This window comes from Pseudomonas sp. UBA3149, assembly GCF_002364655.1.
Classification (GTDB): domain Bacteria; phylum Pseudomonadota; class Gammaproteobacteria; order Pseudomonadales; family Pseudomonadaceae; genus Chryseomonas; species Chryseomonas luteola.
On record NZ_DEYV01000006.1, the window covers coordinates 283,292 to 299,979 of the forward strand.

At 59.7% G+C, this 16,688-nt stretch carries 17 protein-coding genes; 11 read left to right on the top strand and 6 right to left on the bottom strand.

Annotated elements, in window-relative coordinates; genetic code table 11:
• Nucleotides 1-3: 3 nt before the first annotated feature.
• Complete coding sequence (locus B3729_RS04995; RefSeq protein WP_286787280.1) at nt 4-1,581, top strand: ABC transporter substrate-binding protein; 1,578 nt, start codon at nt 4-6, stop codon at nt 1,579-1,581.
• Nucleotides 1,582-1,631: 50 nt separating this feature from the next.
• Here the strand turns inward: B3729_RS04995 and radC are convergent, their stop codons facing one another.
• The gene (gene radC / locus B3729_RS05000; protein ID WP_074821159.1) at nt 1,632-2,306 is read right to left on the bottom strand and encodes a RadC family protein; all 675 of its coding nucleotides are present in this window, start codon (nt 2,304-2,306) and stop codon (nt 1,632-1,634) included.
• A gap of 176 nt (nt 2,307-2,482) precedes the next feature.
• Here radC and coaBC point away from each other — a divergent pair, with 176 nt between their 5' ends.
• The 4 genes from coaBC to argB all read left to right on the top strand — a co-directional run bounded on the left by coaBC (nt 2,483) and on the right by argB (nt 7,707).
• Nucleotides 2,483-3,703, top strand: coding sequence for a bifunctional phosphopantothenoylcysteine decarboxylase/phosphopantothenate--cysteine ligase CoaBC (gene coaBC, locus B3729_RS05005; RefSeq protein WP_010796455.1), 1,221 nt, complete (start codon nt 2,483-2,485; stop codon nt 3,701-3,703).
• Entirely contained in the window at nt 3,696-4,151 is a 456-nt protein-coding gene (gene dut, locus B3729_RS05010) for a dUTP diphosphatase (protein ID WP_010796454.1), read from the top strand. Before coaBC ends, dut begins: the two co-directional genes overlap by 8 nt.
• Nucleotides 4,152-5,344: 1,193 nt before the next feature.
• Nucleotides 5,345-6,739, top strand: a complete 1,395-nt coding sequence (algC, locus tag B3729_RS24730) for a phosphomannomutase/phosphoglucomutase (RefSeq protein ID WP_196122108.1) — start codon at nt 5,345-5,347, stop codon at nt 6,737-6,739.
• Between the two features lie 65 nt (nt 6,740-6,804).
• Nucleotides 6,805-7,707, top strand: coding sequence for an acetylglutamate kinase (gene argB, locus B3729_RS05020; RefSeq protein ID WP_010796452.1), 903 nt, complete (start codon nt 6,805-6,807; stop codon nt 7,705-7,707).
• A 41-nt stretch (nt 7,708-7,748) separates the two neighbouring features.
• Here the strand turns inward: argB and B3729_RS05025 are convergent, their stop codons facing one another.
• Entirely contained in the window at nt 7,749-8,348 is a 600-nt protein-coding gene (locus B3729_RS05025) for a DUF4124 domain-containing protein (protein ID WP_376738965.1), read from the bottom strand.
• Nucleotides 8,349-8,372: 24 nt separating this feature from the next.
• Entirely contained in the window at nt 8,373-9,014 is a 642-nt protein-coding gene (pyrE, locus tag B3729_RS05030) for an orotate phosphoribosyltransferase (protein ID WP_122041140.1), read from the bottom strand.
• A gap of 82 nt (nt 9,015-9,096) precedes the next feature.
• On the opposite strand from pyrE, the gene B3729_RS05035 reads away from it, so the two are divergent.
• The gene (locus tag B3729_RS05035; protein ID WP_037029885.1) at nt 9,097-9,876 is read left to right on the top strand and encodes an exodeoxyribonuclease III; all 780 of its coding nucleotides are present in this window, start codon (nt 9,097-9,099) and stop codon (nt 9,874-9,876) included.
• A 57-nt stretch (nt 9,877-9,933) separates the two neighbouring features.
• On the opposite strand, the gene B3729_RS05040 is transcribed toward B3729_RS05035, so the two are convergent.
• Together B3729_RS05040 and rph are read right to left on the bottom strand one after the other, a co-directional pair.
• A complete protein-coding gene (locus B3729_RS05040) occupies nt 9,934-10,296 on the bottom strand; it encodes a DUF4870 domain-containing protein (RefSeq protein ID WP_010796448.1) in 363 nt (120 codons plus the stop codon).
• Between the two features lie 14 nt (nt 10,297-10,310).
• Nucleotides 10,311-11,030 (bottom strand): ribonuclease PH, encoded by a 720-nt coding sequence (rph, locus tag B3729_RS05045; RefSeq protein WP_010796447.1) that lies wholly within the window; start codon nt 11,028-11,030, stop codon nt 10,311-10,313.
• A 189-nt stretch (nt 11,031-11,219) separates the two neighbouring features.
• Between rph and B3729_RS05050 the strand changes: the two genes are divergently transcribed.
• The 5 genes from B3729_RS05050 (at nt 11,220) to B3729_RS05070 (ending at nt 15,713) form a co-directional block, all read left to right on the top strand.
• Nucleotides 11,220-12,083 (top strand): YicC/YloC family endoribonuclease, encoded by an 864-nt coding sequence (locus B3729_RS05050; protein ID WP_010796446.1) that lies wholly within the window; start codon nt 11,220-11,222, stop codon nt 12,081-12,083.
• A gap of 10 nt (nt 12,084-12,093) precedes the next feature.
• A complete protein-coding gene (gene gmk, locus B3729_RS05055; RefSeq protein WP_010796445.1) occupies nt 12,094-12,723 on the top strand; it encodes a guanylate kinase in 630 nt (209 codons plus the stop codon).
• Between the two features lie 86 nt (nt 12,724-12,809).
• Nucleotides 12,810-13,082: a DNA-directed RNA polymerase subunit omega gene (gene rpoZ, locus B3729_RS05060; RefSeq protein WP_010796444.1), complete on the top strand. Its 273-nt coding sequence runs from the start codon at nt 12,810-12,812 to the stop codon at nt 13,080-13,082.
• A 50-nt stretch (nt 13,083-13,132) separates the two neighbouring features.
• A complete protein-coding gene (spoT, locus tag B3729_RS05065; RefSeq protein WP_074821129.1) occupies nt 13,133-15,247 on the top strand; it encodes a bifunctional GTP diphosphokinase/guanosine-3',5'-bis pyrophosphate 3'-pyrophosphohydrolase in 2,115 nt (704 codons plus the stop codon).
• A gap of 85 nt (nt 15,248-15,332) precedes the next feature.
• On the top strand, nt 15,333-15,713 hold the full coding sequence (locus tag B3729_RS05070) for a RidA family protein (RefSeq protein ID WP_010796442.1): 381 nt from the start codon (nt 15,333-15,335) through the stop codon (nt 15,711-15,713).
• A 39-nt stretch (nt 15,714-15,752) separates the two neighbouring features.
• Here B3729_RS05070 and B3729_RS05075 read toward each other — a convergent pair whose 3' ends face one another.
• A complete protein-coding gene (locus tag B3729_RS05075; protein WP_286787281.1) occupies nt 15,753-16,607 on the bottom strand; it encodes an NAD-dependent epimerase/dehydratase family protein in 855 nt (284 codons plus the stop codon).
• Nucleotides 16,608-16,688 lie beyond the last annotated feature (81 nt).

Below are 16,688 nucleotides of genomic sequence, written 5' to 3' on the forward strand. Positions count from 1 at the left end.
CCCATGCGCTTTGCCGCTTTGCCACTGCTGTTCGCGCCGCTGCTGGCCCAGGCCGCCACATTGAGCGTCTGTACCGAAGCAAGCCCTGACGGCTTTGATGTGGTGCAGTATAACTCGCTGACCACGACGAATGCTTCAGCAGATGTGTTAATGAACCGACTGGTGGAGTTCGAACCGACGCGTGGAGAGCTGGTCCCGAGCCTTGCTGAGCGGTGGCAGGTCTCCCAGGACGGTCTAACCTATGATTTCACGCTGCGCCCGGATGTGAAATTTCACCAGACCGACTACTTCAAGCCCAGTCGGGACCTCAATGCGGACGATGTGGTGTTCAGCTTCGAGCGTATGCTCGATCCCAAGCATCCCTGGCACGGGGTCGCCAAGGGTGGCTATCCTCATGCGCAATCCATGCAGTGGCCTGACCTGATCAAGTCAGTGGAAAAGGTTGGCGACCATCAGGTGCGTATCGTCCTGAACCGTCCGGATGCGACATTCCTGCCCACGCTGAGCATGGGGTTCGCCTCGATCTATTCCGCCGAGTACGCCGATCAGCTGCTCAAGGCAGGCAAGCCCGAACAGCTCAACAGCGAGCCCATCGGCACCGGCCCGTTTGTGTTTCACCGCTTTCAGAAAGATGCAGCCATCCGTTATGAGGCCAATGCCAATTATTTTGGCGGCAAGCCCAAGGTCGATAACCTGATCTATGCCATCACGCCCGATGCCGCTGTGCGCATGCAGCGTCTCAAGCGTGGCGAGTGTCAGGTTGCACTCTCGCCCAAACCGCAGGATGTCACCGATGCTCAGAAAGATTCGACCCTGAAGGTTGTTCAGACGCCGGCATTCATGACCGCCTTCGTAGGGATCAATACCCAGCATGCTCCCCTTGATAATCCCAAGGTCCGGCAGGCCATCAACCTGGCGTTCGACAAGAAGAACTATGTGAAGGCTGTATTTGAAAACAGCGCCACTCCGGCTGACGGCATCTACCCACCCACTACCTGGGGCTATGCCAAGGACATCACGCCGTATGCCTACGATCCGGAAAAAGCCAAGGCGCTGCTGGCCGACGCAGGGCAGAAAGAGGGTTTCAGTACCACCATCTGGACACGCCCCAGCGGCAGCCTGTTGAACCCCAATCCCAGCCTGGGCGCCCAGATGCTGCAGGCGGACCTGGCCAAGATTGGCGTCAAAGCAGACATCCGCGTGATTGAATGGGGTGAGCTGATCCGCCGCGCCAAGAATGGCGAGCACGACCTCCTGTTCATGGGTTGGGCAGGCGATAACGGCGATCCGGATAACTACCTGACACCGCAGTTCTCCTGTGCTTCGGTCAAATCCGGCCTTAACTTCGCCCGTTATTGCGATCAGACGCTCGACACGGCCATACGCGAGGGCAAGGCAGTATCCAATCAGGCGGAACGCACCAAGCGTTATCACACGGCTCAGCAGATCATTCACGATCAGGCCCTATGGCTACCGCTGGCTCATCCCACCGTCTCGGTTCTGACCCGTCAGGGTGTTGAGGGTTATCAGGCCAACCCCTTCGGTCGCCAGGACTTCTCCAAGGCCAGCGTCAGTCGATGAGGCGAGGGCGGCAGGCTTGCGTCATGCAATAGCCTGTCGCCTGACTGCTCTTACAGCCAACCATATTCAGCCATGGACAATGGCTCGCCTTCGCCCACGATGAAGTGATCGAGCACCCGCACATCGATCAGCGAAAGCGCTTCCTTGAGCCGCTGGGTGAGAATGCGATCCGACTGGCTGGGCTCTGCGATGCCGGAAGGGTGATTATGGGTGAGGATCAGGGCTGCCGCGTTATGGGCCAGGGCGCGCTTGACGACCTGCCGTGGGTAGACGCTAGCGCCATCGATGGTGCCGTGAAACAGCGCTTCGAACGCCAGAACACGGTGTTTGGCGTCCAGGAACAGGCAGCCGAAGATCTCATGGGGCTCATGACGCAGGCGGGCCTTCAGGTAGTCCTTGACGGCTTGCGGACTTTCTAGCGCGGAATCACGCCGCAGACGCTCTGCCAAGTGGCGGCGGCCCATTTCCAGAACGGCCTGCAGCTGGGTGAACTTGGCCGGCCCAAGCCCTAGATGCGCGCTGAACGAGGCCAGATCAGCCTCCAGAAGCGCCCGCAGGCTGCCGAATTCCTGCAACAGGTGGCGCGCCAGGTCTACCGCGCTCTTTCCGGTCACACCGGTACGCAGAAAGATAGCCAGCAGCTCGGCATCGGTCAGGGCAGCCGCGCCCTGTTCCAGCAACTTCTCACGGGGCCGCTCGTTGGCAGGCCAGTCACGAATACTCATCGAACGCTCCTTGTCGATATCGGCCCGCTACTCCATGGCGGGCGCTGTGCTATCTTAGCCGCACTTTTTGCCTGGCGAACGGCTTATCTACCGCCGTTCGTGCAGACGCGATATCCGTCATAAAAAGCTCCTGTAACCGGCCTCCGGGCCAGTCAGGCTCAACATAAGGCAGGCTCATGCAACGGCTTTATCGTAAACGCATCGTGCTTGGCGTCGGCGGCGGAATCGCCGCATACAAGAGTGCCGAGCTGGTGCGTCGCTTGCGCACCTGTGGCGCGGAAGTCCGGGTCGTCATGACTCAGGGCGGCCGTGAATTCATCACTCCCCTGACCCTTCAGGCCCTATCGGGCCACCCGGTGCATCTTGATCTGCTCGATCCGGCAGCCGAAGCGGCGATGGGGCATATCGAGCTGGCCCGCTGGGCGGACCTCGTCCTGATCGCGCCGGCTACAGCCGATCTGATGGCCCGCCTGAGCCAGGGCATCGCCAATGACCTGTTGACCACAGTCGTGCTGGCAACCGATGCGCCTGTGGCGCTGGCCCCGGCCATGAACCAGGCCATGTGGCGTGACCCGGCGACCCTGGCCAACACCGAACTGCTGAAAAGCCGTGGCTTCAAGCTCTTCGGCCCCGCCTCGGGCAGCCAGGCCTGCGGAGATGTGGGCATGGGTCGCATGCTCGAACCGGATGATCTGGCGCAACTTGCCGCTGACTGTTTCGCCCGGCAGAGCCTGACGGGTCAGCACATGCTGATCACTGCAGGCCCCACGCAGGAAAACATCGACCCGGTGCGCTACATCACCAATCACAGCTCTGGGAAAATGGGCTTTGCCCTGGCCGAGGCAGCCGTGGAAGCAGGGGCTCGCGTCACCCTGGTAACGGGCCCCGTCCACCTGCCGACGCCCGATCGCGTCAGCCGTGTGGATGTCGTCAGTGCCCGCGACATGCTGGCCGCCTGTGAGGCGGCCATGCCATGTGATGTGTTGATCGCCGCAGCCGCCGTGGCTGACTTTCGCCCAGAAGTCGTCGCGCCACACAAGCTCAAGAAAGATCCCGCCAGCGGCGAGGGCATGCTGCTTCAGATGGTGCGCAACCCAGATATCCTGGCCACCCTGGCGCGCCGCCCGGATCGGCCGTTCAGCGTAGGTTTTGCCGCCGAGACGGAGCACCTGCTCGACTACGCCTCGCGCAAGCTGGTGGACAAGAATCTCGACCTCATCGTCGCCAACGACGTAGCCAACCCGGCCATTGGCTTCAACAGCGAAGACAATGCCGTCAGCGTCATTGACCGCGACCTGCACGAAACCCGCTTCGCCCAGACCAGCAAGGGCAAGATCGCCCGCCAGCTGATCGACTTTATCGCCAACCGACTCAGACAAACACAGACTCATGCATAGCCTTCAAGCCAAGATTCTCGATCCCCGCCTCGGTACTGATTTTCCGTTGCCAGCCTACGCAACGTCCGGCTCTGCCGGGCTCGACTTACGTGCCATGCTCAAGGACGACATAACCCTGGAGCCGGGCCAGACGGTTCTGATTCCAACCGGCCTGTCCATCTACATTGCCGATCCGGGCCTGGCGGCGCTTGTTCTGCCGCGCTCGGGCCTGGGCCATAAGCACGGCATCGTGCTGGGCAATCTGGTTGGTCTGATCGACTCGGACTATCAGGGCGAACTGATGGTCTCATGCTGGAACCGTGGTCAAACCACTTTCACCATTACTGTGGGTGAACGCATCGCCCAGCTCATGCTGGTACCGGTCGTTCAGGCGCATTTCAAACTGGTGGACGAGTTCGAGCAAACCGAGCGAGGCGCAGGCGGTTTCGGACACTCCGGTACCCGCTGACCGCCGAGCCTGCCTCCCAGGGACAGAAACGAGGTGCTGCATTGAAAAACACCAAGCGCAAGGCCACGCCCAAAGGCCCCGCTCAAGAAAAGAACAAGAACGTCTCTCTGCTACCCGGTCTTCTACCTGCCCTGGCGGGCTCCTTCCTGGGACTGGGCCTGCTGTGGGGTCTCGCCATCGAGCCGCTGCAGCGGGACTCCCAGACACAATTGACCCAGGCCTGGGGACAAGGGCAGGCCGCTGCTGTGAGCCAGGCGCTGAGCCAGCTGGAAAATCGCGCCCGCATGACTGCTGCCGAGCCCATGGTGGTCCAGGCACTGACCCAGTCCAACGAGGACTTGCGCTCATCAGCTGAGCAGATTCTTCAGCACGGCGGCCTGATCGATGCCCATCTGGTTCGTCAGAACAGCAGCCAGCCCAACGAGACAAGGCCGGGGCCCTTGAACTTCGCCGCTCTGGATCTGGCACGTCGTGTCAGCTCAGGGCAGCCTGCCGGATCAGAAGCCTACCGGGTCGGCCAGAAATGGCTGGTTTATACCGCAGCCCCCGTTACTGCAAGCGACAGCCGGGTCGTTGGCACCGTCCTGCTGGTACAGGACCTGCGCGTCCTGCTAAGCGGCCTGAAAGGCATGCCCATCGAGGCGGGCCACTGGCAGCTGACCCAGCGCTTCAACCAGGCTGCGCCTCAACGGTTGGCAGAGGGCGGCATACCGGTCACTGCCGATACGCATACCTTCAAGACCAATAACCCTCTCTGGACGCTGGAAGTAATACCGGCCACCTCGTTCAGTGCTGGCTGGCCGTTATGGACGTTGCCAGCGGCGCTCATCCTGTCGCTGGCTGGGGCCGGGGCCGGGCTTTTGCTGCTGCGCAGGCACCTGCAACGGCGTCTCGTTGACGATGTGTGCAGTCTCTCCCGTTTTCATCAGGAACTTGTTAGCGGTCTTGTGGCCCAACGGCCTGTTTTGCGGTTCTCACAACTCGAACCCCTGACACAGGCACTGGTCGGGCCACCGCCGAAATCCACCGAAGCAGCCGCTTCGGTCACGGCGCCTGTAGAGGCGACCGTAACGGCATTGGCCAAGCAAGGCAGCGCGTCGTATACAGACCCGATGTTTCCAAGCAGTGACGACATACTTGATATCGATATCCTCGACGAAGACCAGGATCTCCTGGGATTGGAGAAACCCCTAATGAGCAACACCGTTCAAGCCCCGAAACTCAATACCAGCATTTTCCGCGCCTACGACATCCGTGGCGTAGTGGGCGACTCCCTGACGCCGGAAACCGCGTACTGGATCGGTCGCGCCATCGGCTCCGAAAGTCTGGCCCGTAACGAGCCCAACGTGGCCGTAGGCCGTGATGGCCGCTTGTCCGGCCCGGAACTGGTCGAGCAGCTGATCAAGGGGATCGCTGATACCGGCGCAACCGTCAGCGACATCGGCATGGTGCCAACACCCGTTCTGTACTACGCAGCCAACGTTCTGGCTGGCAAGTCCGGTGTGATGCTCACAGGTAGCCACAATCCGCCGGATTACAACGGTTTCAAGATCGTGATCGCTGGCGAGACCCTGGCCAACGAAAGCATTCAGCGCCTACGCGAGCGCATCGAGACCGGCGACGTTGCAACCGGTCAGGGTACCGTTGAAAAGATCAACGTACTGGATCGCTATTTCGACCAGATCAAGAACGACATCGTCCTGGCCAAGAAGCTGAAAGTCGTGGTCGACTGCGGCAACGGTGTGGCCGGTGTGGTTGCACCCCAGCTGATCGAAGCCCTGGGCTGCACGGTTATTCCGCTGTTCTGCGACGTTGACGGCAACTTCCCGAACCACCATCCGGATCCGGGCAAGCCCGAGAACCTGGAAGACCTGATCGCCAAGGTCAAGGAAACCGGCGCCGACCTCGGCCTGGCCTTTGACGGCGACGGCGACCGCGTAGGCGTCGTGACCAACGAAGGCAACATCATTTATCCAGACCAGCTGCTAATGCTGTTCGCCAAGGATGTGGTATCCCGCAACCCGGGCGCCGATATCATCTTTGACGTCAAGTGCACCCGCCGCCTGAACAACCTCATCGCCGGCTACGGCGGTCGTCCGATCATGTGGAAGACCGGTCACTCCCTCATCAAGAAGAAGATGAAGGAAACCGGTGCTCTGCTGGCGGGCGAGATGAGCGGTCATGTGTTCTTCAAAGAGCGCTGGTATGGCTTTGACGATGGCATCTACAGCGCCGTGCGTCTGCTCGAGATCCTGAGCCAGGAGAAGGGCACCGCCCAGCAAGTATTTGATACCTTCCCGGTGGATATTTCCACACCCGAGATCAATATCCAGGTGACCGAAGAAGGCAAGTTCGGCATCATCGATGCCCTGCAGCGCGATGCCAAATGGGGTGATGCACAGATCACCACATTGGACGGCGTGCGTGTCGACTATCAAGAAGGCTGGGGTCTGGTCCGTGCGTCCAACACCACGCCGGTACTGGTGCTGCGCTTCGAGGCTGAAACCCAAGAAGAGCTGGACCGTATCAAGGATGTCTTCCGCAAGCAGCTGCTTGCCGTTCAGCCTGACCTGAACCTGCCGTTCTAACATTCGAACCGCAGAATAAAGGGCGCCCAGGCGCCCTTTATTTTTATCGACCTGAGGAGTACGCCATGACCCTGAGCCGCGATGATGCCTCGCATGTCGCCCAAGTGCTTTCCGAAGCGCTGCCCTATATTCGCCGTTTCGTCGGCAAGACGCTGGTAATCAAGTACGGCGGCAACGCCATGGAAAGCGATGAGCTCAAGGCCGGCTTCGCCCGTGACATCGTGTTGATGAAGGCCGTGGGGATCAACCCGGTCGTGGTTCATGGTGGCGGCCCCCAGATCGGTGATCTGCTCAAGCGCCTGAGCATCGAAAGTAATTTCATCGACGGCATGCGCGTCACCGACAGTCAGACCATGGACGTCGTGGAAATGGTACTGGGCGGTCAGGTGAACAAGGACATCGTCAACCTGATCAACCGTCATGGCGGTCGTGCCATTGGCCTGACCGGCAAGGACGCCAACCTGATTCGAGCGACCAAGCTCACTGTCAGCCGTCAGACACCGGAGATGACCAAGCCGGAAATCATCGATATCGGTCAGGTCGGAGAGGTCAGCGGTGTAAACACCGAACTTCTGAATATGCTGGTATCGGGTGATTTCATTCCCGTCATTGCACCCATCGGCGTGGGCGCAAACGGGGAGTCCTACAACATCAACGCGGACCTGGTGGCAGGGAAGGTAGCCGAAGCCCTCAAGGCTGAAAAGTTGATGCTTCTCACAAATATCGCCGGTTTGATGGACAAAGAAGGGCAGGTTCTGACCGGATTGACCACTGAGCAGGTAAACGGCCTGATTGCCGACGGCACCATTTACGGGGGCATGCTGCCCAAGATTCGCTGTGCCTTGGAAGCGGTACAGGGCGGAGTACAAAGCGCCCACATTATTGATGGCCGCGTCCCTAATGCTGTACTGCTGGAGATCTTCACCGATATCGGTGTGGGCACATTGATTACCAATCAGCAGCTGTAAGCCTAAAAACGGGGCTCAGGCCCCGTTTTCAGTGGAATCGCTTACTCACCCAGAAGCTGTACGATCCGGGCGCGATCCGCATTGAAGTTGGCCTCTGCCGTCTGGCGATCCTTGATATACCGGTCCAGCTCGCTCTGCAGGCGATGCTCTTCCCCCTTGAGCGCCTCGATCCGCTGAAGCAGATCGTCCGGCACAGCCTGACCACCACGCTGATAACTGGCCGCCTGGCTCATGAGCGTGTCGCGCTGCTGGTTGAGCGCCTGAAGATTCCCGCGCTTGACGGCCGCCAAGCCGTCCAGCTCGTTCAGTTTACGCACCTTGGCACGGTCGACATCCGCCACACTGCTGTACAGCCTGAGCAGATTTGCGTCCGCCTGGGCCTGCTGCTTGGCTGCCGCCCGTCGGAGAATTTCTTCAGCAGGCGGGGCAGGGGGCACGACCTTCATGACGCGCCCCTGCTCGTTAAGAATATCGTATCCCTTGCCTGCATATTCGGCCGGCACGCCCTGCCGATCGATCACGGTCACACCGTTGCGATCCACATAGCGATACAGCTGGATGGGGGTGGACTCAGCAGCCAGAACACTACTTGTCAGTAAAATCAGGGCGCTCCCAAGCACCGCCTTTTTTCTTCTCGCCACCGCCATCTCGCCTCATGCGTCAGTTCAGATACCGTAATTCGCGCGGTAGGCTTCAACAGCCGGCAGATGCTGCTTCAGCTCAGTGTCACCGGCCAGATACTCCAGTACCTGATCCAGGGCCACGATACTGACGACTGGCATTCCAAAGTCCCGCTCGACCTCTTGAATGGCCGACAGCTCGCCTTTACCACGCTCCTGGCGATTCAATGCAATCAATACGCCAGCAGGCGTGGCACCTTGTGCCTGGATGATCTGCATGACCTCGCGGATTGCAGTACCGGCCGTGATGACATCGTCGATAATCAGGACGCGACCCGCCAGCGGAGCCCCCACCAACATGCCGCCTTCACCGTGATCCTTGGCCTCTTTTCGGTTGAAGCACCAAGGCAGGTCACGACCATGTTCTTCGGCCAGCGCAACGGCTGTAGCGGCAGCCAGCGGAATCCCTTTATAGGCCGGACCGAACAATACGTCGAAATTAAGGCCTGAGTCTGTGACCGCAGCGGCGTAGAAACGTCCTAGCTGAGCCAAGGCGTTTCCGCTGTTGAACAAACCGGCATTGAAGAAATACGGACTAACACGTCCGGACTTCAATGTGAATTCACCGAAGCGCAGAACTCCGCGCTCGATAGCAAAACGAATGAAATTGCGTTGATACGCCTGCATTACGAAAATCCCGGGCGGCATGAATTTAGCTAAAGCGTTTGAGCTCGGGTATCATACATCCACGATTTTTTGGGGGCCATTTATGCGGATCATTAGTATGAACGTGAATGGTATTCAGGCTGCCGTTGAGCGAGGGTTGCTCAATTGGCTTCAAGGCCAGAATGCCGACGTGATCTGCTTGCAGGACACCCGCGCCTCCGCCTTCGATCTGGAAGATCCTGCCTACCAACTGGATGGCTACTTCCTCTATGCCTGCGACGCCGAGGTACCCAGCCAGGGCGGTGTTGCGCTGTATAGCAAGCTCCAGCCCAAAGCGGTCATCAGCGGCCTGGGTTTTGAGACTGCAGATCGTTACGGACGCTACCTGCAAGCTGATTTTGACAAGGTGAGTATTGCCACACTGCTTTTGCCTTCTGGCATGGGCGGTGATGATGAACTGAACCACAAGTTCAAGTTCATGGACGACTTCACCAATTACCTGAACAAGCAGCGCCGCAAGCGCCGCGAGTACATCTATTGCGGTTCGCTCTACGTCGCACATCAGAAGATCGATGTGAAGAACTGGCGCGAATGCCAGCAGATGCCGGGCTTCCTGGCACCTGAGCGGGCCTGGATGGACGAAGTGATCGGCAATATGGGCTATGTGGATGCCCTGCGCGAGATCAGCCGTGATGGCGACCAGTTCAGCTGGTGGCCGGACAGTGAGCAGGCCGAGCACCTGAACCTTGGCTGGCGCTTCGACTATCAGATCCTGACACCGGGCCTGCGCCGTTTCGTGCGTTCGGCACGTCTGCCTCGGCAGCCGCGCTTCTCACAGCATGCTCCGCTGATGATCGATTACGATTGGGCGCTCAGCATCTGAGAGTTGTTGGTAATAAATAAAAAACCGGCCCAGGGCCGGTTTTTTATTGTCTGACGCTCAGTCCACCGGTCGCCAGCAGAAGGGATACCGATAAGGGCGGCCCTTGTTGGCCTTGAGGCCCGCGATAACGGTCAGCACAAAGGCCCACACGCCTACGAGAACCATCAGGGGAAACCCGATCAGTACCCAGGCGAGCAGCCAGCAGAGCAGGGTGGCCACCGTGATGGTGAGCTGGAAGTTGAGTGCTTCCTTGCCCTGATCATCAATGAATGGATCAGCCTCCCGCTTGAACTGCCACACGACGAGCGGTCCGATGACATTGCCGATCATGGGCGCCACGAACCACAGAAACGCCGAATAATGGCAGAGCATGGCCCAACGGCGTGCATCTGCACTGGGGACTTGCTGTAGTTCGTTCATACGCCCTCGTCAGGTCATTCGGCCAAGGCGGCCTTTTGTATCTCGAACAGATCCTTGATGCCTTTCTGAGCCAGCGCCAGCATGGCGTTGAACTCTTCAGGCTGGAAGGGTGCACCTTCCGCCGTGCCCTGGACTTCGATGAAGCCGCCAGCATCGGTCATGATCACATTCAGATCGGTCTCGGCAGTGGAATCTTCAAGATAGTCCAGATCCAGTACCGGTGCGCCCTGATAGATACCCACAGAGACGGCTGCAACCATCTGCTTGAGCGGGTTGCCCTTGAGCCCGCTACGCTTCTTGAGCGCCGCCAGCGCATCGACCAGCGCCACACAGGCTCCGGTCACAGAGGCCGTACGGGTACCGCCATCGGCCTGGATCACGTCGCAGTCGATGTACAGGGTGTTCTCGCCCAGCTTGGTCAGATCTACCGCTGCACGCAGCGAGCGACCGATCAGGCGCTGGATTTCCAGGGTACGGCCACCCTGCTTGCCACGGGAGGCTTCACGCTGGGTACGTTCGCCGGTCGCACGTGGCAGCATGCCGTATTCGGCCGTCAGCCAACCTTGACCCTTGCCCTTCAGGAAGCGTGGCACTCCGGCCTCGACGCTGACCGTGCAGATCACTTTGGTGTCACCGAACTCCACCAGAACCGAACCTTCGGCATGCTTGGTGTAGTGACGGGTGATGCGGATCTCGCGTAACTGGTCGGCAGCGCGACCACTCGGACGATTCATGTAGGGATACCTGTTGCAGGAGAAAACTGGTCGTCATTATAGGCCCCATAGAGGATCATGCGACATCACTACGTTGGGCCCACCGTCAGGCTGGGGTAGACTTACCTCTTTTTTGCGGACCGCTCTGCAGCGAAAACGCTTCCGTGATCGTTGCCGGGTACTCCCGCACTGCTTAAGCGAGGACATTCCATGGTGCATAGCATGACGGCCTTCGCCCGCGTTGAACGCGCGGGTGTGTACGGTACGCTGAGCTGGGAGTTGCGCTCGGTCAATCATCGCTATCTGGAGCCGCACCTGCGTTTGCCTGAAGCGTTTCGCGACCTTGAAGGCAGTGTCCGCGAGGCGCTGCGCCAGGGCCTGTCACGTGGCAAGGTGGAATGCACCCTGCGTTTCAGCGAAGAGAATGCCGCACCCAGCCTACAGATTGATGAACAGCGCGCCGGTCAGCTGATTGCAGCAGCCGAACGCCTGGCGTCGATGATCCAACAGCCCGCCCTGATCGATCCGATGACCGTCCTGAGCTGGCCGGGTGTGCTGATCTCCCAGAGCGCCGATCCACAGGCCCTGAATGCCGAGGCAAAAGCCCTGTTTGCAGCCGCACTGGATGAACTCAAGGCCGGCCGCAATCGTGAGGGAGCGGAGCTGGCCCGCCTGATCGAGGAGCGCCTGCAAGCCATTCTGGTCGAAGTGGCCGCGCTTCGTGAGCTGATTCCCGAGATGCTCGCCGCCCAGCGCCAGAAGATTCTCGACCGCTTTGCCGAGCTAAGCCTTGAGGCCGATCCACAGCGGCTCGAACAGGAGCTGGTCATGCTGGCCCAGAAAAGCGACGTGGCAGAAGAGCTGGACCGTCTGACGACGCACGTAGGCGAGGTGAGCCGTGTGCTCAAGGCCGGAGGCGCCGCCGGCCGTCGCCTGGACTTCCTCATGCAGGAACTCAACCGCGAAGCCAACACCCTAGGCTCAAAGGCCTTTGACCCGCGCTCCACCCAGGCGGCGGTCAATCTCAAAGTATTGATAGAACAAATGCGCGAACAAGTGCAGAACATCGAATAGGCCATTCACTATGACAGCCCTCCCTGGCACCCTTTACATCGTTTCGGCGCCTTCGGGTGCAGGCAAGACCAGCCTGGTCAAGGCCCTGCTCGATGCCCTGCCTGAAGTCCGTGTATCCGTCTCCCACACCACACGCGCCATGCGCCCGGGCGAGGTTGATGGGGTCAACTATCACTTCGTGGATGTCTCGACCTTCCAGGGCCTGCTGGAGCATGGCGATTTCCTGGAGCACGCCGAAGTGTTCGGCAATTATTACGGCACGTCCCAGCGCCAGCTGGAGCAGACCCTCGCCGAAGGTCACGACCTGATCCTCGAGATCGATTGGCAGGGTGCCCAACAGGTACGTCGCAAGATGCCTCATGCTCAGTCCATCTTTATCCTGCCGCCCAGCCAGGAAGCCCTGCGCCAGCGACTGAACAACCGCGGGCAGGATAGCCATGAGGTGATCGAGCGACGCATGCACGAAGCGGTCAGCGAGATGAGCCACTATGTCGAATATGACTATTTGATCATCAATGATGACTTCGCCTCGGCACTGGAAGATCTGAAGTCCGTCTTCCGAGCCAGGCAACTGCGTCTGGACCGCCAGCAACGCCGACACAACGAATTGCTCGAAAAGCTCCTGATCCAGCGGTCATGAGCCAAACGGCACTTCCCTTAGCACTGCCGATTTTTTAGACTACACAGTCCTCCCGCTTCGGGATCACATTACCACCGAGGAACACCATGGCCCGCGTCACCGTTGAAGACTGCCTGGATAACGTCGATAACCGTTTCGAACTGGTCATGCTCGCCACCAAGCGCTCGCGTCAGCTCGCAACCGGCGGCAAAGAGCCCAAAGTACCGTGGGATAATGACAAGCCGACCGTAGTGGCCCTGCGTGAAATCGCTGAAGGCCTTGTCGATGACGAAGTGGTTCGTCAGGAAGATATCGTTGAAGAAGAGCCGCTGTTCGCTGCTTTCGAAGAAAACAACGAGGCCGATAGCGAGGCGCTGTAAGATGCCGGACCGACGAGCCGTTACGTGGGCCGGCAGGAGATAAGCCATCCATGCCAGCCATAGACACGTTCTCCGAACGGCTCGCGTCCTATTTGGGCCCTGATCAGGTCAACCTGGTCCGCCGCGCCTATTACTACGCCGAGCAAGCTCACGATGGGCAGCGCCGCCGCAGCGGTGAGCCCTACGTGACCCACCCGCTTGCGGTCGCCAATATCCTGGCCGATATGCACATGGACCATCAGAGCCTGATGGCCGCCATGCTGCACGACGTCATCGAGGATACCGGCATTGCCAAAGAGGCGCTCATGGCGCAGTTCGGCGAAACCGTGGCCGAACTGGTGGACGGGGTCAGCAAACTGACCCAGATGCAATTCGAGACCAAGGCCGAAGCCCAGGCGGAAAACTTCCAGAAAATGGCCATGGCCATGGCGCGTGACATTCGCGTCATTCTGGTCAAGCTGGCCGACCGGCTGCACAACATGCGTACCCTTGATGCCATGCCGCCGGACAAGAGCCGCCGCATCGCCAAGGAAACCCTGGAAATCTACGCGCCGATCGCCAACCGACTGGGCATGCATAACATGTATGCCGAATTCGAGGATCTGGGTTTTCGGGCCATGCATCCCATGCGCGCCGAGCGTATCCGGCGTGCAGTCAAGGCCGCCCGGGGCAATCGCCGCGAGATCGTCAGCAAGATCCAGGAGTCGCTGACCAGCTGTCTTCAGCGTGAAGGGCTGCCGGGCGAGGTGATCGGTCGCGAAAAGCACCTCTACAGCATCTACCAGAAGATGCGGGGCAAGCGTAAGTCGTTCAATGAAATCATGGACGTCTATGCCTTCCGCCTCATCGTCGACAAGGTCGACACCTGCTACCGCGTCCTGGGTGCGGTGCACAGCCTGTACAAGCCGATTCCGGGCCGCTTCAAGGATTACATCGCCATTCCCAAGGCCAACGGTTACCAATCCCTACATACGACCCTGTTCGGCATGCATGGCGTACCGATTGAAATCCAGATTCGCACCCGCGAAATGGAAGATATGGCTAACAACGGCATTGCAGCGCACTGGCTCTACAAGTCAGGTGAAGAGGAGCCAAAGGGCTCACACGCCCGTGCTCGCCAATGGGTAAAGGGCATCCTTGAACTCCAGCAACGCGCCGGCAACTCCCTTGAATTCATTGAGAACGTGAAGATTGACCTGTTCCCGGACGAGGTTTATGTCTTCACGCCAAAAGGTCGGATCATGGAGCTGCCCAAGGGCTCCACGCCGGTCGACTTTGCCTATGCGGTACACACCGATGTGGGCAACAGCTGCATTGCCTGCCGCATCAACCGCCGTCTGGCACCGCTGTCGCAGCCGCTCAACAGTGGTGAGACGGTAGAGATCATTACTGCACCCGGCACACGGCCCAATCCGGCCTGGCTGAATTTTGTCGTGACCGGCAAGGCACGGACAAATATCCGCCATGCACTCAAGCAGCAGCGCCGATCCGAATCGATCAGCCTGGGCGAGCGTCTGCTCAACAAGGCGCTGGCCAACTTCAATACCCAGCTCTCCAAGATTTCCCTGCCGCGTATCCTGCCGGTTCTGGCGGAATACAAGGTAGTGGTACTCGAAGACCTGCTGGAAGAGATCGGTCTGGGCAACCAGATGGCCTACGTGGTCGCCCGTCGCCTGGTATCGGCCGATGCCGAAAGCCAGGAAGACAAGGCGCAGACCGAAGGCCCGCTCGCAATTCGGGGTACCGAAGGGCTTGTCCTCAGCTATGCCAAGTGCTGTACGCCGATTCCAGGCGACCCGATCGTTGGGCACCTGTCGGCGGGCAAGGGCATGGTCGTCCATCTGGACACCTGCAAGAACATCGCCGAGATTCGCCAGAATCCCGAGAAATGCATCCCGCTCACCTGGGCAAAGGATGTGGTTGGCGAATTCAATGTAGAGCTACGCGTTCAACTGGAGCATCAGCGCGGCCTGATCGCCATGCTGGCGACCAGCGTAACGGCAGTGGATGCCAACGTTGAAAAGATCAGCATGAACGAGCGCGACGGCCGCATCAGCGTGGTTCAGCTGGTGGTCAGCGTGCATGACCGTGTGCACCTGGCTCGGGTCATTCGAAAACTGCGTACGCTTTCCGGCGTCGCCAGCATCACGCGCGTTCGCAGTTAACGAGCCTTTCCACCTATCCCTGATGCCTGCTAGCCTGTCGGTTCTATCGACAGGCTTTTTGTCATCTGGATAAAGGAGCGACTCCATGAGCAAGACCGTGATCCATACCGAGAATGCACCGGCCGCCATCGGCACCTACTCCCAGGCGATCAAGGTTGGGAATACGGTTTACCTGTCCGGGCAGATCCCGCTGGATCCCAAGACCATGGAGCTGGTAGAAGGCTTCGAGGCGCAGACCGTACAGGTATTCGAGAACCTGAAAGCCGTTGCGGAAGCCGCGGGCGGTTCGCTGGCCGATATCGCCAAGCTGAACATCTTCCTGACCGACCTCAGTCACTTTGCCAAGGTGAACGAGATCATGGGTCGTTACTTCCAGCAGCCCTATCCGGCGCGTGCCGCCATTGGCGTAGCAGCGCTGCCCAAGGGTGCCCAGGTGGAAATGGACGGTATCCTGGTTCTGGAATAAACACGACAGGGCGCAGCCCCACGGCTGCGCCTGCTTGTCCTAGACATTCAGGATAGCGGAATAGCCTTCGCGAAAGCTGGGGTATTGCGGCGTCCACCCCAAGGCTCGGGCGCGCGTATTGCGGCAGCGCTTGCTACCGGCCCGGCGTACGGCAGATTCCTCCGCCCAATGGGTAACGCCCAGTTGCTCACGCAGCCACATGACGACATCGTGGAGCGGAGCGGGCTCGTCATCCACCCCCAGGTAAACAGACTCCAGCGCAACGCCCTGTTGATCTGCACTCAACAGATGAGCGAGCAGCGCGGCAGCATCGTCAACGTGAATACGATTGCCATACAGCGGTGGCTCACTGGCGGCGCGATACCCCTGGCGAACCTGATTGAGCAGCCATTCGCGACCAGGGCCGTAAATACCGCTCAAGCGTACAGCTGTAGCAGGCAGGCCGCTTGCCTGTGCCACCTGCTCGGCCTCCAGCAGGATCTTTCCGGAATAACCTTCGGGCTCGGTCGCTGAGGTCTCGTCCACCCACTCGCCGTTTTTCTGCCCGTATACGCCAGAGCTGGAAATAAAGACCAGCCGACGCGGCGTTTGCTGGTGCTGTTCAAGCCACGCCAGCACATGCTGAAGGCCCTCGACATAGGCAGTACGGTAACCGACCTCATCGTGCTGCGTCGCCGCAGCGGCGTATACAACGTAATCCAACGGCCCGGTCGGCCATTGCGCTGGCGCCTCCGCGGCGGTCAGGTCGCCTGCGACCGGTAGAATAGCCTTGGGCAGTTGCTCCACCGAGCGGCGCAGCCCATGCACCGTCCAGCCAGCTGCCTGCAGGCGTATACCCAGGCGGCTGCCAATGTCGCCACAGCCGGCAATCAGAACACGAGGGGAGACGGACATAGGAATACCTGCATCAATAGCGATCGAATGGAGTAGCTTGCCGAGTCACGTTTTAAGCCTCAAGCCTTGCAACACAGCTTG

Excerpts from the sequence above, each read along its gene's own strand:
- argB (WP_010796452.1), top strand. The coding sequence starts at position 6,805 with ATGACCCTGAGCCGCGATGATGCCTCGCATGTCGCCCAAGTGCTTTCC.
- rpoZ (WP_010796444.1), top strand. The coding sequence starts at position 12,810 with ATGGCCCGCGTCACCGTTGAAGACTGCCTGGATAACGTCGATAACCGT.
- rph (WP_010796447.1), bottom strand. The coding sequence starts at position 11,030 with ATGAATCGTCCGAGTGGTCGCGCTGCCGACCAGTTACGCGAGATCCGC.
- B3729_RS04995 (WP_286787280.1), top strand. The coding sequence starts at position 4 with ATGCGCTTTGCCGCTTTGCCACTGCTGTTCGCGCCGCTGCTGGCCCAG.
- spoT (WP_074821129.1), top strand. The coding sequence starts at position 13,133 with ATGCCAGCCATAGACACGTTCTCCGAACGGCTCGCGTCCTATTTGGGC.
- dut (WP_010796454.1), top strand. The coding sequence starts at position 3,696 with ATGCATAGCCTTCAAGCCAAGATTCTCGATCCCCGCCTCGGTACTGAT.
- pyrE (WP_122041140.1), bottom strand. The coding sequence starts at position 9,014 with ATGCAGGCGTATCAACGCAATTTCATTCGTTTTGCTATCGAGCGCGGA.
- B3729_RS05050 (WP_010796446.1), top strand. The coding sequence starts at position 11,220 with ATGGTGCATAGCATGACGGCCTTCGCCCGCGTTGAACGCGCGGGTGTG.
- B3729_RS05070 (WP_010796442.1), top strand. The coding sequence starts at position 15,333 with ATGAGCAAGACCGTGATCCATACCGAGAATGCACCGGCCGCCATCGGC.
- B3729_RS05035 (WP_037029885.1), top strand. The coding sequence starts at position 9,097 with ATGCGGATCATTAGTATGAACGTGAATGGTATTCAGGCTGCCGTTGAG.
- B3729_RS05075 (WP_286787281.1), bottom strand. The coding sequence starts at position 16,607 with ATGTCCGTCTCCCCTCGTGTTCTGATTGCCGGCTGTGGCGACATTGGC.
- algC (WP_196122108.1), top strand. The coding sequence starts at position 5,345 with ATGAGCAACACCGTTCAAGCCCCGAAACTCAATACCAGCATTTTCCGC.
- radC (WP_074821159.1), bottom strand. The coding sequence starts at position 2,306 with ATGAGTATTCGTGACTGGCCTGCCAACGAGCGGCCCCGTGAGAAGTTG.
- gmk (WP_010796445.1), top strand. The coding sequence starts at position 12,094 with ATGACAGCCCTCCCTGGCACCCTTTACATCGTTTCGGCGCCTTCGGGT.
- coaBC (WP_010796455.1), top strand. The coding sequence starts at position 2,483 with ATGCAACGGCTTTATCGTAAACGCATCGTGCTTGGCGTCGGCGGCGGA.
- B3729_RS05040 (WP_010796448.1), bottom strand. The coding sequence starts at position 10,296 with ATGAACGAACTACAGCAAGTCCCCAGTGCAGATGCACGCCGTTGGGCC.